Origin of the sequence: Peribacillus frigoritolerans (genome assembly GCF_040250305.1) — a bacterium.
Lineage (GTDB): Bacteria > Bacillota > Bacilli > Bacillales > DSM-1321 > Peribacillus.
Genome location: NZ_CP158190.1, coordinates 5,450,918 through 5,464,827, shown reverse-complemented (window position 1 = coordinate 5,464,827; position 13,910 = coordinate 5,450,918). Strand labels below are relative to the sequence as shown.

Annotated in this window: 17 protein-coding genes and 1 pseudogene; 14 read left to right on the top strand and 4 right to left on the bottom strand. The window is 42.7% G+C overall.

Annotated features, from left to right (window positions below; translation table 11 throughout):
• The first annotated feature begins 1 nt into the window (after window position 1).
• From ABOA58_RS27095 to ABOA58_RS27085, 3 genes are read left to right on the top strand one after another with little or no spacing between them, the layout of a single operon-like run.
• A complete protein-coding gene (locus ABOA58_RS27095) occupies window positions 2–586 on the top strand; it encodes a cob(I)yrinic acid a,c-diamide adenosyltransferase (protein WP_241589569.1) in 585 nt (194 codons plus the stop codon).
• Window positions 587–588: 2 nt separating this feature from the next.
• Window positions 589–1,083 (top strand): ECF transporter S component, encoded by a 495-nt coding sequence (locus ABOA58_RS27090; protein ID WP_350300732.1) that lies wholly within the window; start codon window positions 589–591, stop codon window positions 1,081–1,083.
• Complete coding sequence (locus tag ABOA58_RS27085; RefSeq protein ID WP_350300731.1) at window positions 1,080–1,778, top strand: ATP-binding protein; 699 nt, start codon at window positions 1,080–1,082, stop codon at window positions 1,776–1,778. Before ABOA58_RS27090 ends, ABOA58_RS27085 begins: the two co-directional genes overlap by 4 nt.
• A 16-nt stretch (window positions 1,779–1,794) precedes the next feature.
• Here ABOA58_RS27085 and ABOA58_RS27080 read toward each other — a convergent pair whose 3' ends face one another.
• Complete coding sequence (locus tag ABOA58_RS27080; protein ID WP_350302986.1) at window positions 1,795–2,331, bottom strand: hypothetical protein; 537 nt, start codon at window positions 2,329–2,331, stop codon at window positions 1,795–1,797.
• Here ABOA58_RS27080 and ABOA58_RS27795 point away from each other — a divergent pair.
• From ABOA58_RS27795 to ABOA58_RS27035, 8 genes and pseudogenes are all read left to right on the top strand, one after another.
• Window positions 2,228–2,543 (top strand): annotated as a pseudogene (locus tag ABOA58_RS27795) (hypothetical protein); the annotation flags it as partial. The gene ABOA58_RS27080 and the pseudogene ABOA58_RS27795 overlap by 104 nt on opposite strands.
• A gap of 22 nt (window positions 2,544–2,565) precedes the next feature.
• Window positions 2,566–4,110 carry a gluconokinase gene (gene gntK / locus ABOA58_RS27065; RefSeq protein ID WP_350300730.1) on the top strand — a complete coding sequence of 515 codons (1,545 nt, stop codon included), beginning with the start codon at window positions 2,566–2,568 and terminating at the stop codon, window positions 4,108–4,110.
• Between the two features lie 97 nt (window positions 4,111–4,207).
• Entirely contained in the window at window positions 4,208–4,684 is a 477-nt protein-coding gene (gene ybaK, locus ABOA58_RS27060; protein ID WP_350300729.1) for a Cys-tRNA(Pro) deacylase, read from the top strand.
• A gap of 89 nt (window positions 4,685–4,773) precedes the next feature.
• Window positions 4,774–5,892 (top strand): PRK06851 family protein, encoded by a 1,119-nt coding sequence (locus ABOA58_RS27055; protein WP_350300728.1) that lies wholly within the window; start codon window positions 4,774–4,776, stop codon window positions 5,890–5,892.
• Window positions 5,893–6,058: 166 nt separating this feature from the next.
• On the top strand, window positions 6,059–6,925 hold the full coding sequence (locus ABOA58_RS27050; protein WP_350300727.1) for a Cof-type HAD-IIB family hydrolase: 867 nt from the start codon (window positions 6,059–6,061) through the stop codon (window positions 6,923–6,925).
• 27 nt (window positions 6,926–6,952) lie between these two features.
• Window positions 6,953–8,041 (top strand): PQQ-dependent sugar dehydrogenase, encoded by a 1,089-nt coding sequence (locus tag ABOA58_RS27045; RefSeq protein WP_350300726.1) that lies wholly within the window; start codon window positions 6,953–6,955, stop codon window positions 8,039–8,041.
• 333 nt (window positions 8,042–8,374) lie between these two features.
• On the top strand, window positions 8,375–8,794 hold the full coding sequence (locus ABOA58_RS27040) for a MarR family winged helix-turn-helix transcriptional regulator (protein WP_350300725.1): 420 nt from the start codon (window positions 8,375–8,377) through the stop codon (window positions 8,792–8,794).
• A gap of 18 nt (window positions 8,795–8,812) precedes the next feature.
• Entirely contained in the window at window positions 8,813–10,018 is a 1,206-nt protein-coding gene (locus tag ABOA58_RS27035) for an MFS transporter (protein WP_350300724.1), read from the top strand.
• A 148-nt stretch (window positions 10,019–10,166) separates the two neighbouring features.
• Here the strand turns inward: ABOA58_RS27035 and bshB2 are convergent, their stop codons facing one another.
• From bshB2 to pdxK, 3 genes are all read right to left on the bottom strand, one after another.
• The gene (gene bshB2, locus ABOA58_RS27030) at window positions 10,167–10,832 is read right to left on the bottom strand and encodes a bacillithiol biosynthesis deacetylase BshB2 (protein WP_350300723.1); all 666 of its coding nucleotides are present in this window, start codon (window positions 10,830–10,832) and stop codon (window positions 10,167–10,169) included.
• 97 nt (window positions 10,833–10,929) lie between these two features.
• Window positions 10,930–11,277 carry a YojF family protein gene (locus ABOA58_RS27025; RefSeq protein WP_096339115.1) on the bottom strand — a complete coding sequence of 116 codons (348 nt, stop codon included), beginning with the start codon at window positions 11,275–11,277 and terminating at the stop codon, window positions 10,930–10,932.
• A 124-nt stretch (window positions 11,278–11,401) separates the two neighbouring features.
• Window positions 11,402–12,229, bottom strand: a complete 828-nt coding sequence (gene pdxK / locus ABOA58_RS27020; RefSeq protein WP_350300722.1) for a pyridoxine/pyridoxal/pyridoxamine kinase — start codon at window positions 12,227–12,229, stop codon at window positions 11,402–11,404.
• A gap of 349 nt (window positions 12,230–12,578) precedes the next feature.
• Between pdxK and mobA the strand changes: the two genes are divergently transcribed.
• The 3 genes from mobA to moaD are packed head-to-tail and all read left to right on the top strand — an operon-like array spanning window position 12,579 to window position 13,894.
• Window positions 12,579–13,214: a molybdenum cofactor guanylyltransferase gene (gene mobA, locus ABOA58_RS27015; protein ID WP_350300721.1), complete on the top strand. Its 636-nt coding sequence runs from the start codon at window positions 12,579–12,581 to the stop codon at window positions 13,212–13,214.
• On the top strand, window positions 13,204–13,668 hold the full coding sequence (locus tag ABOA58_RS27010) for a molybdenum cofactor biosynthesis protein MoaE (protein ID WP_350300720.1): 465 nt from the start codon (window positions 13,204–13,206) through the stop codon (window positions 13,666–13,668). The genes mobA and ABOA58_RS27010 overlap by 11 nt, the downstream gene beginning before the upstream one ends.
• The gene (gene moaD / locus ABOA58_RS27005) at window positions 13,661–13,894 is read left to right on the top strand and encodes a molybdopterin converting factor subunit 1 (protein ID WP_350300719.1); all 234 of its coding nucleotides are present in this window, start codon (window positions 13,661–13,663) and stop codon (window positions 13,892–13,894) included. Before ABOA58_RS27010 ends, moaD begins: the two co-directional genes overlap by 8 nt.
• Window positions 13,895–13,910 lie beyond the last annotated feature (16 nt).

Here is a 13,910-nt window from a genome sequence, read left to right as displayed (position 1 = left end):
GATGAAAATCTATACACGTACAGGGGATAAGGGACAAACAAGCGTAATCGGAGGTCGGCTTGACAAGGATGACATCCGTGTCGAATCTTATGGAACGGTTGATGAAGTGAATAGCTATATCGGTCTTGCGGTGACAGAATTGGATCCAGCGATATTTACGGATATACTGGCCGACCTAGAGAAAATCCAGCATGAGTTGTTTGACTGCGGCGGTGATTTGGCAACCGTTTCCGAGAAGGCCCCACAAAAGCTGACGGATGAGGCCATTACCTATTTGGAAGAACGGATAGATGCCTTCATACTTGAAGCGCCGGAATTGGAAAAGTTTATCCTGCCTGGCGGCTCAAAAGCGGCTGCAACCATTCATATTGCCCGAACCGTTACAAGAAGGGCAGAACGATTGGTCGTTTCATTGATCAAGTCCGGTGCGGCTGTTTCACCATTATCACTTCAATATTTAAATCGTTTGTCGGATTACTTCTTTGCTGTTGCACGTGTGATCAATTTCCGTCTTGGTGTGAAAGATGTGGAGTATATCCGCAGCGCAAATGTGTTCCGTGGAGGGAAAAGAAAGGAAAAAGAGTAAACATGGACGTAAGAAAAATTAGTGCAATCGCTATATTCATTGCCTTATCGGCGGTAGGGGCAATGATTAAAATCCCTTCCCCGATCGGGAGCATAGCTTTGGATAGTTTCCCGGCCCTTTTGGCGGCTGTCATACTTGGCCCGGTATCGGGGGCTATAGTTGCTGGGCTTGGTCATATCATTTCAGCGTTCATCGGCGGCATGCCGCTTGGGCCATTCCACTTTTTGATCATGGTCGAAATGGCAGTCCTGGCATGGATGTTTGGCATTTTATATATAAACGGAAAAAAAGTAGGCGCATTTTTCCTCTTCTTTATCGGTAATGCCTTCGTTTTAGCCCTGCCTTTCGCATTTCTGATCAGCCCTGGTTTTTACACGTTATTGGTTCCGGGATTAACGGCAGCGACGGCGGTAAATGTAGTATTGGCTGCCCTTTTACTGCCACGCTTGGAGCCTGTTTTGAAAAAAATGCTTTTTAAAGATGGACTTGTAGAATGAGTGATTCATTGATTTTGCCATTTTCCGAATCAGATTCATTGATTGTTTCTAGTGATAATAGCGGCGGTATCGGGCTGAAGGAAAAGGACCTTGTCCATGTCCCTTATGAAGTCGTTGGCTATTATTCCTTTCGGGTTGCCGTCATGGAGTGTTTGGGCGTTGGCGGAAGACCCGTATCCGTCGTTCTAAATAATTTCTGCGGTGATGAAGCCTGGGAGGACTTGAACAGGGGTGTCAAAAAGGGGCTGGGTGAATTGGGAATGGAGGATCTTCCCATCACTGGCAGCACAGAAAGTAACATGCCGCTTCTTCAATCAGCACTTGGTCTTATGGTGATTGGGAAACGAGTGAATGAACGTGTTAAAAAGCAACAGCCCTTACGGAAAATCGCTCTGATCGGCAAGCCGCTCGTTGGAGAAGAAGTAATGGAACAGCAAGATTGGGTCGCGCCATTATCTTTATATAAAAGCCTATGTGAAATGGAAGACGTTCAGGCACTTCCAGTCGGCTCAAAAGGGATAGCATATGAATGGAAGCACCTGGATCAAAGTGGTGAAGGTGTTTCTGAGCATATAAGTGATAAAGTCGATATCGAAAAATCATCAGGACCATCCACCTGCTTCCTCATTGCCTATCCTGAACATTTGGAGAAAGAAATCAAGCACATATCCGGTCCTCTTTTCATTGGAGAATGATGTTCTCATGACTGAATCAGGCATCGAGTTTGTTCATAAAGAACTGGTTCGATGCTTTTTTCATTGAAATCTTACTTTTATTGATTGTTAGCCATAATAATGGTTTGCTCTTAATCGTTATCATAGCCAAAGCAAGATGGTCCCCATTTATTGCGTTACTTCTTGCTTCCGTCATTTTAGGGTTATCGCAGGTATGGATATTCCGGATGTTGCAGATGCTGTTCAGATAGGGGGAGGTAATACTCTTGGTTTGCCGAGTCGGCGGTGCAGTGATGGAGCTAATCCCTTTTGGCATTTTATATGCTTTGATCATCGGAATTCCCAATGCCATTGTTAATGGATGTACAAGCATCGAGAGGCTAGCGGAACACGATTTTAATGCCTGTCTTTTTATTGTTGCTTTCGGTGCTTTGTTTGCTGAAGATCCAATATGAAATGATTGGAATGCCTTCATTGGAAAGTCAATCATCACCCTCATGATTTCTGTGGTCGTTTCATTCTTTACATTAGGATGCGCTAGAGGTTTTAATAAAGAAGAACTAAACCAATTCATGTCCGCCTGCCTCCATCATCTTGATTATCGGGGCGTGCGGTTCATTTAAAATTGTATTGATCACGAGCGGGGTGGATGAAGCCGTTGCAGCTTATGTTCGCTAAAGATTTAATTTAACAGTCTCACAAAGGTTAAAGTCTTGGACGGTTATGGAAACGATTATATCAGTCGTTTCACTTATCCTAATCTTACTATTGAATTCAATTGTTTAAGAGAAAGGAGCATGTTGTAAATATGGGACATTCAGGTTATATGATGGGGATAGATATTGGTACGACGAGTACGAAGGTTGTTCTTTTTTCAAAAGGGGGGGAGGTTGTCCAATCTTGTTCGAGGGGTTATCCTCTGCACAGTCCAACTCCTTCCGTGGCGGAACAAGATCCCGAAGAAATTTATAAAGCGGTCATCATTGCAATAGGCGAGGTTATGATTGCAAGCGGGATAGAAAAGCAAGAACTGGGCTTGATATCGTTCAGTTCGGCGATGCATAGCTTGATTGCAATGGGAAAAGACGGCAGACCGCTGACAAATAGCATTACATGGGCTGATAATCGAAGTGTTGCCTATGCGAGGAAATTGAAGGCTTCGGAACAAGGGATGCAATTGTATCACAGGACCGGAACACCCATTCACCCGATGTCCCCAATCACGAAAGTAATGTGGTTAAAAAATGAGCATCCCGGGATTTTTAACGAAACGGACAAATTTATCGGAATTAAAGAATACATCATCTATAAATTTTTCAATGAGTATGTGATGGATTATTCACTCGCTTCTGCAACGGGCATGTTCAACATGAATGACCTTAAGTGGGATGAAGAGGCACTCACCATTGCTGGAATTGGGGCTGATAAGCTGCCGATGCTTGTCCCTACAACGCATATCCTCTCAGGATTAAGTGAGGAATTAGCTGCAAAAATGAACATTCAGGCTGGTACCCCGTTTGTGATTGGCGCGAGTGATGGTGTGCTTGCCAACTTAGGGCAAAACGCAATCAAGCCAGGCGTCCTGGCAGTGACAATCGGAACGAGCGGTGCGGTAAGAACCGTCAGTGACCGGCCGCTTACCGATCCGAAAGGCAGGACATTCTGCTATGCCCTTACTGAGAATCATTGGGTAATCGGCGGACCGGTCAACAATGGGGGAATCACCTTCCGATGGGCACGCGATCAGTTAGGCCGTGTGGAAATCGAAAAAGCGAAGGCTTCGGGACAGGACTCCTATGAGATCCTTACGGATATGGCTTCCAATATTGCACCTGGTTCTGATGGTTTGATATTCCACCCGTATATGGCAGGGGAACGGGCACCATTATGGAGTGCCGATGCAAGGGGCTCCTTCTTCGGACTGGCGCTTCATCACACTCGTGACCATATGGTCCGGGCAGTGCTGGAGGGTGTGATGTATAACTTGTACAGTGTCCTTCTTGCTGTTAAGGAATTGACGGGTGCTCCCGAGAAGATCCATGCAAGCGGCGGATTTGTCCGTTCAAAGCTCTGGCGCCAAATCATGGCTGACATATTCAATCAAAACGTGACAATTCCTGAAAGCTTCGAGAGTTCAAGCTTAGGTGCAGCCGTTCTTGGATTATATGCTTTAGGCGAAATCCAAAGCCTTGATGAGGTTGAAGGTATGGTTGGGGAAACGAATGAACTTATCCCGATCGAAGAGAACGTTAAAGTATATGAAGAATTAATGTCGATTTATTTATCCGTGAGCAGGCAATTGGAAGGCGACTACAAGAGAATCGCTGATTTCCAAAGACGTCATTTAGAATGATTCTTAGGGAAAGCACAGATGCAGTAGGCACTGTGCTTTTCTTTTTGCCTGGTATTTAAAATGGTAAGATGGTAGAAAACGATAAGGGGAATTTTCTATGGGAGCCAGTAAAACGAATGCAATGCGAATTCTTGATAACAAACGTATAGAGTATGGCATGATGAGCTATGATGCCCGCGATGGAAAAATCGATGGTATCACTGTTGCGGACAAAATTGGAAAAGCGCCAGAAACCGTTTTTAAAACGCTTGTTACCCATAACGGACCGCAGCAGCTTTACGTATTTGTCATTCCTGTAGCCACCGAACTGGATTTGAAAAAAGCAGCGAAGGCTGCAGGTGCAAAAAAAATTGAAATGCTTGCGGTTAAAGATCTGCAAAAATACACAGGGTACATTCGGGGAGGCTGTTCACCGATCGGAATGAAAAAGCTATACCCGACCTTTATTGACGAAAGTGCAGCAAACCTGCCTGAAATCATCGTAAGCGGGGGAAAGATCGGTACACAGATCGTGTTAAAACCGTCAGAATTCCTAGAGGTCACACAAGCGGAATCTGCAGCCCTAATAAAATAGACTGTTAACCTGTAGGCATTCACCTATTAGTTCTTTTCTGCATACGCTGTCTTGAAGATCACATCTGTATTGTGAGGGAGAGTGTGAAAGTGACAGGAAAAGTGATGCATTATTTCGCAGGAGGCAATACGGCTAAAGGTTTTTATAGTTTATATGATTCCAATTTGGCAGGTCTGGAAAGATTGTTCATTTTAAAAGGAGGACCTGGTTCCGGTAAATCGACCATTATGAAAAAAATCGGCCAAGAATGGCTGGATAAAGACTATGACATCGAGTATTTACATTGTTCGTCCGATAATGATTCCATTGATGGAGTGATCATTCCTGCTTTGAAAATCGGACTCGTGGATGGGACCGCGCCGCATGTGATTGAGCCGAAGGCACCTGGGGCAATTGAGGAATATGTCAATCTGGGGGCTGCCTGGAATTCCCAGCAGCTGGCTTCTGAAAGAGCGGCCATCATAAGATTGACGAATGCGAGAAGCAAGAGTTTCGAGAAGGCATATGCCCTATTCGCTGAAGCATTGAAGATACATGATGAATGGGAAGACATTTATAAAGCAAATATTGATTTCGCTAAATTGAATGGGTTGACCAATAAATTGATAGAAGGCTTTTATAGAGATATAACCCTTAATAAGAAGTCAGATGTTCGTCACCGATTCTTAGGGGCAGCTACACCAAAGGGTGCAGTTGATTTCATCCCGAATATTACTGAGGGAATACAAAAACGGTACTTTTTAAAGGGACGTCCAGGTTCAGGGAAATCAACGATGCTGAAGAAGATTGCAAAGGCTGCGGAGCAAAGGGGCTTTGATGTGGAAGTATATCATTGCGGATTCGATCCGCATAGCTTGGACATGGTAATCGTCCGGGAGGTAGGGATCGCCATTTTTGACAGCACATCACCTCATGAATATTTCCCGAGTTATGAAGGTGATGAAATCATAGATATATATAAAACGGCTATCCTGCCTGGAACAGATGAAATTTATGCCGATCAGTTAAAGGATGTTTCCACCAGGTATCGGACAAAAATGAATGAAGCGACAGCAAATCTGGCAAAGGCGAAAGAGCTGCATGACGAACTTGAAAAGATTTATGTAAAAGCAATGGACTTTACTGCCATCGATGACATTCAAAGAGACATCCAAGAACAGATCATTGAACGGGCACAAGAAGTCGATAACCAAACGATTCTGCATTAAGAAAACAAACTGCACCTATTTTAATAGGTGCAGTTTATTTATATACATAAGACGATTTTTTAATGACGGAAGTCACACAAGAATAGATACGGGTTTGTTAAACGTGTTTATCCACGTCCTTTCGGTTAAAATAGGGATTATATTGAAAAAAAAGGAGCCGGTTGAATTGATAAAGACGATTGCGATTGATATGGACGGAACATTGTTAAACAAAATGCAAAAGGTCAGTGAGGATAATAAGCAAGCTATCCAGAGGGCGCAAAGTGAGGGAGTGGAAGTGATCATTGCTACTGGAAGATCTTATGTGGAAGCAAGGTTCGCTTTAGATGAAGCAGGCATCGTTTGCCCTGTCATCTGTGTAAATGGTGCCGCCCTCTTCACGGAGGACGGAAATATTGCCGCTTCCAATCCAATGTCAGCTGCCACTGCTAAAATGGTCGCTGGATTCCTCGAAGAACAAGGGATTTATTTCGAAATATATACGAGTCAGGGAATTTATTCTAAAGACTATGAAAACGCAATATCTGTTTTGGTTGATGTATTCGTTACAGCCAATCCGGACATTGACCCTGAGAATATGCGGAAATATGCGGAGGAGCGTTTACAGCTTGGACAGGTAACTTCCATTACCGATTATTCCGAGTTATTTAGCCGTTCGAATGAGGAATATTATAAAATTCTCAGCTTTTCAAAGGATTTAAATTTATTAAATGAAATTGCTTCGAAATTGAAAGGACAGGGAGTTACAGTCACTTCATCGGGACGTGAAAATGTAGAAATCATGAGTGAAACAGCTCAAAAAGGTACGGCACTTGAAACATATGTGAATGGAAAATCCGGCTCGATGCAGGAAACGATGGCTATTGGGGATAATTATAATGATGTATCCATGTTTGAACGGGTAGGTTTGTCTGTCGCAATGGGAAATGCCCCGCTCGAAATAAAAAAACTGTGTGATGAAGTAACAGGCAAGAATGATGAATCCGGTGTAGCGGAGGCCATTTTAAAGGTACTTAAACAGTCAGCCTATTAAACTCATGAATCGAAGGGGGAAAGACTTTTGAAAAAGTTGCTCTTATTTTTCCTTATGGCTGCATTGATTTTAACTGGATGTAACATGAATGATGATGACAGTAAAACCGAGCCGAATCCTGACAAGGAAGTGACGGGCACTTTAGGCGAAGATCCGGATGTGCTGGTAACGAACTTGCATGCCCCATGGTCGATTCAGAAGAATGGGGACACAATGTATGTTTCGGAGCGGACAGGAACCATCGTTGAATGGGACAATGGTAAGATGACACGGCAAAAGGTCAACCTAAAAAAGACATTGTCATCTAAAGCGGAAGCTGGGTTGCTTGGATTTTTATTAGCTCCCGATTTTTCTAACAGTGGGCAAGCTTTCGCTTATTATACGTATGAAGAAGGCGGGAATTCCATCAATCGAATCGTCATTTTAGAAAAAAATGATGATGAGTGGCAGGAGATGGAGACCTTAATCGACGGAATACCAAGCGGGGACTTCCACCATGGCGGCAGGATCAAGATTGGTCCGGATGATAAGCTATATGCAACGACAGGTGATGCAAGAAGGGCTGAGATCGCACAGGACACAGATTCTTTAGGCGGGAAAATTCTGCGCATGAACCTGGATGGCACCATTCCGAACGATAATCCTTTCGCGAATTCATACGTCTATTCATACGGTCACCGCAATCCACAAGGCCTTGCTTGGGATGAAGCAGGACAGTTGTATGAAAGTGAGCACGGAGATTCGGCTCACGATGAATTAAATAAAATTGATCCGGGTAAGAACTATGGCTGGCCAGAGATACAGGGCGATGAGCAAAAAGCTGATATGGTAAAACCATTGATTCATTCCGGTGAAAATACATGGGCTCCTTCTGGCATGGCCTATTTTGACGGAAAGCTCTATTTTGCAGCCTTAAGGGGCGAAGCGCTTAAGAGTTATGATGTAAAAAGCGGAAAACTGACTAATATCATTACGGGCTCAGGAAGGATACGCGATGTATTCGTTGATGAAGAATTTCTTTATTTCATAAGCAACAATACGGACGGCCGAGGAAATCCTGATGAAAAGGATGATAAGCTTTATCGTTTGCCGCTATCTCGGTTAAATATGCCTTGATGTAATGAGAAGAAAAGAAGCTTATAATCGGAAACCTCGCTAATAGCGGGGTTTTCCTTTTGGTTTATGTCCTATAAACTCACGAGTAAAAGCGTGAAACTCACGAGTATTTGCCCGAAACTCACGAGTAAAAGCACCAAACTCACGGAGTATTTTCTCCATACTCCCAAATAAAAGCCCGAATCTCCTGAAAAGGGGATTTTTTGTGTCGGAAGCGATGGAGAAGCTGAGGAAACAGTGTGTCTACGATTATTTTCGTTCATCCGAAGGCTAGACATTTTTAATGAATAGGTGTATAGTTACCTAGGTAACTAATTTACAGGAGGAATACCTTTGTCCTTTCAAAATGGTTTTTTTCATCATAACTTACAATTTTCAAGGTCATTTACGAAAAAGTTAAATGAACAATTGGCCAAGGTTGATCTTTTTCATTCACAATGGTCGATTGTATATTATCTGAGTCAGTTTGGCTGTTCTACGCTTGTTGAAATAAGCACTTATTTAGATGTGGAGAAACCGACGGTAACGAGGACGGTAAATCGGTTGGAAGAACTTGATTTGATTGAACAAGTCCCAGGAAAAGATAAGCGGGAACGGAGAATACAGTTAACGGAGTCAGGTGTAAGGACCTATCAAGAGGCCAAAAAGGTAGTTGAGGAATTTGAACTTCAATTAATGAGCGGTTTGGCTGAAGAAGACCGGGAGGCAACGTTACGAACGTTGATTTTCCTGAAGGAAAAATTAAAACAATAGTAAGGAAGAAGGATTGAAATGAATCACAAACCAAAATTGTGGACGAAAGACTTTCTGATTGTTTCGTCTGCGAACTTTTTTCTATTTTTAACTTTTTATGTCTTGATGGTGACATTGACCATTTATACGATGGATAATTTTCATGCATCGCAAGCACAAGCAGGGCTTGCTTCAAGTATTTTTGTTCTTGGGGCTGTGCTTGTCAGACCGATTGCAGGGAAAAAAATTGACAAGATCGGCCGCAGAAAGATGTTGCTTGGCTCGTTGGTTCTATTCCTGATCGCATCCATCGGCTATTTCCTGGTGAATGGTTTATCCCTCTTATTGATCGATCGGCTTATTCACGGTTTTGCTTTTGGCCTTGCCACTACGGCAACTGGAACGATTGCTGCAGATATCATTCCGAATGAAAGACGCGGGGAAGGCACAGGTTACTTTGCCATGAGTACAAACTTGGCAATGGCTTTCGGCCCGTTTATTGGATTGCTGATAACACAGCATTTCAGTTATTCCATCATTTTCTATGCAGCCTCTTTATTTGCCGCGTTTTCTTTAGTTGCATCGTTATTCATGAATGTGCCTGAAGGGGAAAAGGTCGGAGCTTCGGCACAAAAAGGATTTAAAATCAGTGATTACTTTGAAAAAAGGGCACTGCCCATTTCCATTTTTATCGGGTTTGCCGGATTTACCTATTCGAGCATCTTGTCCTATTTAACATCTTTTGCAAAAGAAATGGATTTAATGGATGCGGCAAGCTTTTTCTTTGTCGTATTTGCTGTATTCCTTTTGGCTTCCCGTCCGTTTACAGGCCGGATGTTTGATGTGAAGGGGGAAAATGCAGTTATTTACCCATCGCTCTTGCTATTTGCCGTCGGTATGGTCATCCTCAGCCAATCGCATCATGGTATCACGCTTTTGATTGCCGGTGCCTTTATTGGAGTGGGGTATGGTACGTTCCAATCAAGCAGTCAAGCGATTTCCATCAAGGAAGCCCCATCGAATCGGATGGGGTTAGCCACATCCACGTTTTTTACAATGTATGACTTCGGTATTGGTGTGGGCCCATTCCTATTGGGATTCCTTATTCCATATACAGGGTTCAAAGGGTTATTCATGGGAATGTCGATCTTTGCGTTCATACTTATTGGCATTTATTACTTGGCGCATGGAAAAAAAGCCTCGGCAAGAGTGAGAATGCAGCATGAGGAACGCTTGTCTGCCTAATTTTTTGAATATGATTGTATAAAATGAAGAATTTTGGGGATGCTTATATTATGATTGATTTTCCAAAGTATCCCCCTTTTCTCCGCCTGTATCCCACAGGCGTTTTTTTATGCCATAAACAAAGAAAACCGCCATATTGGCGGTTTCTTTAAAACTTATAGGTCCATAATCGTTCTTTACGGATCCAGTCTAGAAAATCGGCATCCTGATTTTCGAATTTCTCTTTCCAATCGATCACCATTGCCTGAGTTTGCGAACGGTGGGCAGTGAATGTGGCTACCTTTTTTTCTTCGACGGCAGAGATATCATGGATAATGTCAGGTTGCCCTAATTCGTCAATGCAGTTATTCGAGAAGGCGACACAATGAAGTTTAGGCCTCTCTTTCGCATCCATTCTTTCAACGGCCCGCACCACAGCCCGTGCTGTCGCTTCATGGTCAGGATGGACACTGTATCCTGGGTAAAACGTAATGATCAATGAAGGATTCAATTCATTGATGGCATCGGTAAATAATGAAGTAAGCTTTTCATCATCTTCGAATTCAATTGTCTTATCACGCAATCCAAGCATGCGTAAATCTTGGATGCCAATCGCATTTGCTGCATCGATTAATTCCTTTTTGCGAATTTTAGGGAGGGATTCCCTTGTTGCAAATGGAGGGTTTCCTAAATTACGTCCCATTTCTCCTAAAGTTAAGCATAAATAGGTGACAGGAGTGCCCGCTTCTCTATGAAGGGCAAGCGTTCCGGAGACCGAGAAGGCTTCATCATCGGGATGTGGGAATATAACTAATACATGGCGTTCTTTTTCCAAGGTATATTTCTCCTTCCGTTCTACTTACAGTGAGTATGGTTATCGGTAAATGGGAGTTTTCATCGGAATTATATGATATATATCATGCAAGTTGTCATCATTCAAAAGGAGTGGGACTGAGCTGCATGGAGACAGCAAGCTTTCCGGAAAAATCAAGGCCTGCCAATAGCAATCTCCCTTGTTCATCCATTTCGAAGTGGTTAACGCCTTCTGCATATACCCAGCCAATATTGAGCTTCAAGCCGATGCGGTAGGGTCCATCCCCAACTATCTTCCCATGTTCATACTGTATAAGAGCATTACGAATATAAGCACCTGCCGAAAAGAAAGCTTCATCTACATGAGTGGCATAGGCACCATTTGTCGTTTCAAGGTGAAGATATACATCTTGTCCTGCGAAAGAATCAATGGCATTTTGCACCTCTGTACGGTCTATAGGTTTCATTCTATAATTTCCTCCTTAACTGGGCGGCTAGATAAGCTTTTCCTTCTTTCTATTTTACTAAATAAAAACAAAAAAAGCGAAAAAGGCCGCTCGATGAATTTGAGCGGCCATTAAACTTGATGTTTTATTTTTGTGTTTTTTCAGCGATTCCATATTTATGGTATGCACCATGATTGACAGGTCCAACATAATCATTCATCTTCCAAGAATGGCGAACGGCCTCGGTGATGAAGTCTTTAGCAATGAGGACAGCCTCACGCGGGCTTTTCCCTTCAGCCAATTGAGCTGCGATGGCTGCTGAAGATGAACAGCCGGCACCATGTGTATTGGTCGTTTCGATTTTTTCTGATTCAAGGATTTCAAATTCAGTTCCATCATATAAAAGGTCAATGGCTTTATCATGATCCAGCTTATTACCGCCTTTGATCAAGACATATTTTGCACCAAGTGCATGAATCTTTTCGGCTGCAGCCCTCATATCGTCAATCGTCTTGATAGGCGCAGTTCCCGCTAACTGAGCGGCCTCGAACAGGTTTGGCGTGACTACAGTTGCACGTGGAACAAGCAGTTCGCGCAGAGCTACAGCAGTTTCAGGGTGCAATACTTCATCTTCACCTTTACATACCATAACTGGATCGATTACGACCTTGTCCAGCTTCAACTCGTCTATTTTACGGGCAACAAGTTCAATGATTTCCACTGATCCAAGCATTCCCGTTTTCATGGCATCAATGCCGATTGATAGAATCGTTTCGATTTGGGCTTCTAAAACCTCGACCGGTGTAGGGAATACATTATGGGACCAGCCATTCTTTGGATCCATCGTCACGATTGTCGTTAATGCGGACATACCGTAAACGCCGAATTCTTGGAATGTCTTTAAATCCGCTTGAAGACCGGCACCGCCGCTCGAATCCGATCCGGCAACTGTCATAGCTCTTTTCATAGTCATTATGTGACCTCCTCAGGAGAATTAGATATCGATATTATCAGCATACCAGTTAATATCCTATTTTTAGAATATACCAAAATTTCTTTTATGTAAAACTTAGTTTTCACCTTAATATGAGTACCTTAAGAAAGGTAATGGAATGGCCACGCATGTGTCATTTTTCGGACCTGGAATTCAGAATATAAAATGGAAGTGTGGCCTACTTTCCATCTTTTGATTTACAAAGCAAAGTTTGCGAAGGTGTCATTATTTTCAAAGTTGATTTAAAATATTTAAATATAGTGGATACATTTAGTATAGCTTTACCGTTCGATGCTGGATTAAACCCAAAAAAGGGAGGGTGATTTCTATGGAATGGACAATGTTGCTTTTAGCTGGTGGGAAATCAAGCCGTATGGGCGTGAATAAGGCCCTGTTGACCATAAGTGGCGTTGTGAACATTTCAAGAGTGGCATCCGAATTGAAAAAGGTGTCAGAAAACATTATGGTCATTACGAATACATTTGAAGAATATCGTTTTCTGCAGCTGCCGCTAATTCCGGATTTACATAAAGATCATGGACCTCTTGGCGGATTGCATGCAGGGTTGACCTCATCGAAAACGGAGCTTCAGTTCCTTGCAGCCTGTGATATGCCGTTTGTGAATGCTGATGCCATAAAGGATATCATTTCCCATTATGAACCTGAATTCGATGCAGTCATTCCAGAAATAAATGGCAGGATCCAGCCGCTTTTTGCTGTTTACCATAAAAGGTGTCTTCCTGTACTGACGGACTGTTTATTAAAACATGAATTGAAAATGAGTCTATTTTTGGAAAAGATTTCGGTGAAAATCATGAAAGAAACCGACTTTAAGTTATATCGCGAGAATCCTGAACATTTTCAATACCTTTTTTTCAATATGAATACGATGGAAGATTATCAAGAGGCAGGTTATATTGATCAAACTGAATTATATATAAAGGATGGTAGACATGAATTATAATATTTCAAAAGAGCCGATTGTCATCCAGGAAGTGATTAATAAAGTAGTCAGTCGAAATGCAGGTGCCGTCACGACCTTTATTGGTACGGTGAGGGAAATGACGAAAGGAAAAAAGACTCTCTTCTTAATATATGAAGCGTATGAACCGATGGCCATCAAGAAATTGGAGCAAATCGGATCTGAGATCAAGGAGCGTTGGCCTGATGCAGAAACGGCGATCACCCATCGTGTAGGTAAACTTGAAATCACGGATATCGCAGTGGTTATTGCCGTTAGTACGCCACACCGAAATGATGCATATGAGGCAAACAGGTATGCGATTGAAAGAATTAAAGAAATCGTCCCGATTTGGAAAAAAGAACACTGGGAAGATGGGGAGACATGGGTCGGAAACCAGTTGGAAACCGTTCCATATCCAACGGGGAAACCGGAAGAGGGGGATATTGATGGTTAATGTACTTTTATTTGCCCATTTGAAAGATGAGCTAGGCAAAGAGACTGTTACTATAGAAGGAAATGGAATGAGTGTGGCCCAGCTAAAAGGAAAAATGAAGGTGGATTTTCAATTGGAAGGTCTTGAAACTGTGATGACAGCGGTCAATGAAGAATTTGCCGATGATGACACAATTCTATCTGATGGAGATACAGTTGCTTTCATTCCGCCAGTAAGTGGAGGCTAAAGCATTCGGAAGGGAG

What these genes read in the sequence shown, in the direction of transcription:
- ABOA58_RS27095 (WP_241589569.1), top strand. Translation starts at nt 2, where the DNA reads ATGAAAATCTATACACGTACAGGGGATAAGGGACAAACAAGCGTAATC.
- ABOA58_RS27090 (WP_350300732.1), top strand. Translation starts at nt 589, where the DNA reads ATGGACGTAAGAAAAATTAGTGCAATCGCTATATTCATTGCCTTATCG.
- ABOA58_RS27085 (WP_350300731.1), top strand. Translation starts at nt 1,080, where the DNA reads ATGAGTGATTCATTGATTTTGCCATTTTCCGAATCAGATTCATTGATT.
- ABOA58_RS27080 (WP_350302986.1), bottom strand. Translation starts at nt 2,331, where the DNA reads ATGAATTGGTTTAGTTCTTCTTTATTAAAACCTCTAGCGCATCCTAAT.
- gntK (WP_350300730.1), top strand. Translation starts at nt 2,566, where the DNA reads ATGGGACATTCAGGTTATATGATGGGGATAGATATTGGTACGACGAGT.
- ybaK (WP_350300729.1), top strand. Translation starts at nt 4,208, where the DNA reads ATGGGAGCCAGTAAAACGAATGCAATGCGAATTCTTGATAACAAACGT.
- ABOA58_RS27035 (WP_350300724.1), top strand. Translation starts at nt 8,813, where the DNA reads ATGAATCACAAACCAAAATTGTGGACGAAAGACTTTCTGATTGTTTCG.
- ABOA58_RS27025 (WP_096339115.1), bottom strand. Translation starts at nt 11,277, where the DNA reads ATGAAACCTATAGACCGTACAGAGGTGCAAAATGCCATTGATTCTTTC.
- pdxK (WP_350300722.1), bottom strand. Translation starts at nt 12,229, where the DNA reads ATGACTATGAAAAGAGCTATGACAGTTGCCGGATCGGATTCGAGCGGC.
- mobA (WP_350300721.1), top strand. Translation starts at nt 12,579, where the DNA reads ATGGAATGGACAATGTTGCTTTTAGCTGGTGGGAAATCAAGCCGTATG.
- ABOA58_RS27010 (WP_350300720.1), top strand. Translation starts at nt 13,204, where the DNA reads ATGAATTATAATATTTCAAAAGAGCCGATTGTCATCCAGGAAGTGATT.
- moaD (WP_350300719.1), top strand. Translation starts at nt 13,661, where the DNA reads ATGGTTAATGTACTTTTATTTGCCCATTTGAAAGATGAGCTAGGCAAA.